We start from the raw sequence: 3,632 nt of genomic DNA on the forward strand, positions 1-3,632 counted from the left end.
GCGGCAGTGCCGCCGCGAGCCCGGAACCCACGTGGGCTAGCCGGAGACGCCGAACGCCCGGATGGTGCTGAAGGTGTTGGAGCCGTCACCGAGGTACACGACGCCCTTGGTCGCCCACCGGTTGCTGAGGTAGGCGATCGGCGAGTTCCACGCGTTCTTGACCGCGAAGTCGTTGACCTCCTTGTAGGCGTCCGCCGCCTTCGCCGCGTCGAGCTCGCCATTGGCCTGGGCCAGCAGCTTGGTGAGCTGGGGGTCGGAGGAGTTGAACGGGTTGAGGTAGCCGGTCGGGGTGTAGTTGTTGCCCGCCTCGCGCGCGGAGGTGTTCAGCCCGTCGATGAAGAGGATCATCGGGTACTTCTTCGAGGTGATCGCCGAGATGCTGTTCTGCGCGGGCACCGGCGTCCACTTCACCTTGATCCCGATGTCGTCGAGCGCCTGGGTGACAGTCGGCTCGAACGCCTTGGTGAAGAGGAAGCCCGGCATCGTGACGGAGAAGCCCTGCGGGTACCCGGCCTCGGACAGCAGCTTCTTCGCGGCCGCGGGGTCGAAGGGGTAGCTCTTCTCGAGCGCGGGGTCGTAGGCGCCGCTCGCGGGGTTGAAGACCTGCACTGTCGGCTGCGCGCCGCCCTTGAGCAGTTGCTCGGAGATCTTCGTCCGGTCGAACGCCATGTTGATGGCCTGTCGCACCCGCACGTCCCCGAGCGGCTTGAGGACGCTTCCCGCCCGGTCGGCGAGCACCAGGTTCGCCACCGCGGTGGCCCGGGGGGTCGAGATCTTGTAGCCCGCCGCCTTGAGCTTGGCGGAGTTCTCTGCGGGGGCCGGACCGGCGTTGATCTGTCCGGCCTGCAGCGCGTTGGAAGAGGCGGTGGGATCCTGGATCACCTTGACCGTCACGGTCTGGAACGGGTAGGCCTTCGCGTTCCAGTAGTCGGCCCGCCGCTTGAGCACGTACGTCGTGCCGGTCACCGACGACTTGTCGAGGACGTAGGGACCCGAACCGACGGGGTTGAGCGCGGTGCTCTTGTCGGCCATCGTCGCGGGATCGCCGATCACCCCCGCGGCCGTCGAGAGCGTGGTCAGCAGCGAGCCGTCCCGCTGCTTGAGCTGGAGAACGACAGTCGTGGCGTCGGGAGCCTCCACCGACTTGACGGAGGCCAGCAGGCCCTGCTGCGACCCGGGCGTGGTCATGGTGCGTTCCAGGGTCGCCTTCACCGCGGCCGCGTCCACCGTCGCGCCCGAGGAGAACTTCATCCCCTGGTGCAGCTTCAGGGTGAGGGTCAGCCCGTCGGCGGAGTACTTCCAGCTCTCGGCCGCGTTCGGCTTCAGCTCGCCCTTGTTGTCGGTGTAGAGCAGCGTGTCGTAGAGAGCACTCCAGACGTAGGCTGCCTGCCCGTCGTTGAGCTGGGCCGGATCGAAGGAGTTCGGAGTGGACTGGATGGCGAGGGAGAGCGTCTTGGCACTGGGCGAAGACGAGTCCGTGGACCCTCCGCCGCACGCTGTCAATGTCAGCAGTGCCGCTGCGGTGATCGCTGCGGGTAGTGCTCGGAACCGCGGTTGAGGGTCGTTGGATCGAATGCGCGTCATGTGAATTTCCCTTGTGTCCCGTGCGATCCGGGGTCCGGTGCGTCGAATGTGGCCGGCACCGCCCCGGGGCTCCTTGCCGACCGGCTTGCGGGTCGGTTCCTCGACGTCCGGCTACAGGTGCGGCACATCATCACCTGAACCGACGCAATGCGTCACGATCGTGTTAACTCGACAACGCTTACCAGGTGGTTGGATTTCGTTTGTGGAACGTAGGCGTCGGTGGCGGCAACCGGGAAGGGGGTGTGCGGCGTTCTTGACCAGAGCGTTATCTTTTGGGGCGGGGGTTTTCGCCTCGGGATGAAGCGTCCCACGTCATGAATGTGCAGGTCACAGAGGTGATCGAAGTCTCGCCGGCCCTCTGGTGGCCACTTTCTCAATACCGGCCAGGTGGAAAGATTTGGCGCTCTGGGGCTAGGGTGCCGGGCATCGCCAGTAAGGACCGACCGTGACCGCCCACCGGCGCGTGCGGTCGACAGCAAGGGGGCGCGACGTGGAACGGGCAAAACGGCGCGGGCCGTATGCGAAGACGGCGGCGCGTCGCGCGGACATCGTCCGTGCGGCGCGCGACAGCTTCGCCGAGCACGGGTATGCGGGGGCCTCGCTGCGCGACATCGCGAAACGGGCCGGCATCACCCACGCCGGCCTGCTGCACCACTTCCAGAGCAAGGACGAGCTGCTCACCGCGGTCCTCGCGCACCGCGACGACGAGGAGTGGGAGCGCAGCTTCGTCGAGATCAACCGCATGGACTCGCCGAGGCGGTATCTCGCGGAGACGCTGATCCAGCACCAGAAGGCGCCCGAGTTGATGCGTCTGTGGGCGGAGCTCGCCGCCTCGGCCTCGCGTCCCGACCATCCCGCCCACACGGAGTTCGTCGGTCGCAATGAACGTGTGCGCTCCTTCACGGCCGAGGCCATGCGCGAACGTGCGGAGCAGGGGGGGCTGTCGGAAGGGCTGGACCCGGACAGCGCGGCCGCTCTGTTCCTGGCTGTGCTCCACGGTCTGCAGCTTCAGTGGCTGCTCAATCCCGACCTCGACATCATCACGCCGCTCGACCGCTTCTTCGACCTCATCCTCCTGTCGGGCGACGGGCAGACGTCCGCGGAAACCCCTGCCTGAAGGTGTGGACGGCCGGCTGGCCGGCGGAGGGACGTGCGCGCACCGCAAGCCTCGTGGGACGCGCGCGAACCGTAGTGCGCGAGGAACCCGCGGGCGCTGATCGTGTCCCTGGATTCCGGACGCGACCGTTGACCGGTTCGCTTCGCGGTACTAACGTACGCGCATACGTACCCACATTGGTTCCAGGGGAGTGGCGCTGTGACCCATGGTCTTCGCCGGCGCAGAGAGGGGACTGGTCACCGCCGCCATGGGGACCATGCCGACCCCGACCGGATTCGTCTCGGACGCGGTGGACTCCGCCACTCGGCCACGCCGCAGGAGGCCGGGCCCCAGGCGGCCGTCCATGACTGGCTCGGCTACGACAGGTCGGCCGGGCCATGACGACAAGGTCGACGTCACGCCGTACCAGAAGTGCCGCGCCGCCCCGGGGAACGTCCATCCGGCCGAGCGCGGCCTGATCGAGCGGCCGGCGCGGCAGCCCGACAGTGACCGGCGACGTCGGTCGGACGGGCCAGAGCCACGGCTCCAGCACGTCCAACCGAGCCGCCGCGCTCAAGCCGCCGCACCTGCGCGCCGTCATCCCCGTCTTCTCCCCGACGGGCATCCACTCGGAGCGGGTGACCCCGGCGGAGTGCCGTCGACAGCGGCGGCTTCGACGCGCTCGGGCAAAGGCCCCGACAGACCTGGCTGCCCAGCGGACCACGGGGCCACGGCGGGTTCCTGCGGATCCCGGGGCCGGATCCGGCCGGTCAAGGTGTCGGCACCCCGTCGTGCGGGTCCCATGAAGCCCGGCGTCGACGCAGGGCGCCGTCTGCCACTGGACGACGGCCGGCCGGGGGTACCCGGCCGGCCCGCCGGCTTCCCAGGGTGACGTGGCGGCCCCACGCGCCGGGCGGTCGGCCGCCCCCGCCCACCATTACACCCCGCCCCC

Annotated in this window: 3 protein-coding genes; 2 read left to right on the plus strand and 1 reads right to left on the minus strand. The window is 68.8% G+C overall.

All coding sequences use genetic code 11. The annotated features are described in order from the left end of the window. Positions 1 to 36: 36 nt before the first annotated feature. The gene (locus tag AB0J04_RS45510; protein WP_363174618.1) at positions 37 to 1,584 is read right to left on the minus strand and encodes an ABC transporter substrate-binding protein; all 1,548 of its coding nucleotides are present in this window, start codon (positions 1,582 to 1,584) and stop codon (positions 37 to 39) included. A 445-nt stretch (positions 1,585 to 2,029) separates the two neighbouring features. Between AB0J04_RS45510 and AB0J04_RS45515 the strand changes: the two genes are divergently transcribed. Then, complete coding sequence (locus AB0J04_RS45515; RefSeq protein ID WP_363174619.1) at positions 2,030 to 2,701, plus strand: TetR/AcrR family transcriptional regulator; 672 nt, start codon at positions 2,030 to 2,032, stop codon at positions 2,699 to 2,701. A 485-nt stretch (positions 2,702 to 3,186) separates the two neighbouring features. Continuing rightward, on the plus strand, positions 3,187 to 3,486 hold the full coding sequence (locus tag AB0J04_RS45520; RefSeq protein ID WP_363174620.1) for a hypothetical protein: 300 nt from the start codon (positions 3,187 to 3,189) through the stop codon (positions 3,484 to 3,486). Positions 3,487 to 3,632: the final 146 nt, after the last annotated feature.

This window comes from Streptomyces sp. NPDC050263 (assembly GCF_040655955.1).
GTDB lineage: Bacteria > Actinomycetota > Actinomycetes > Streptomycetales > Streptomycetaceae > Streptomyces.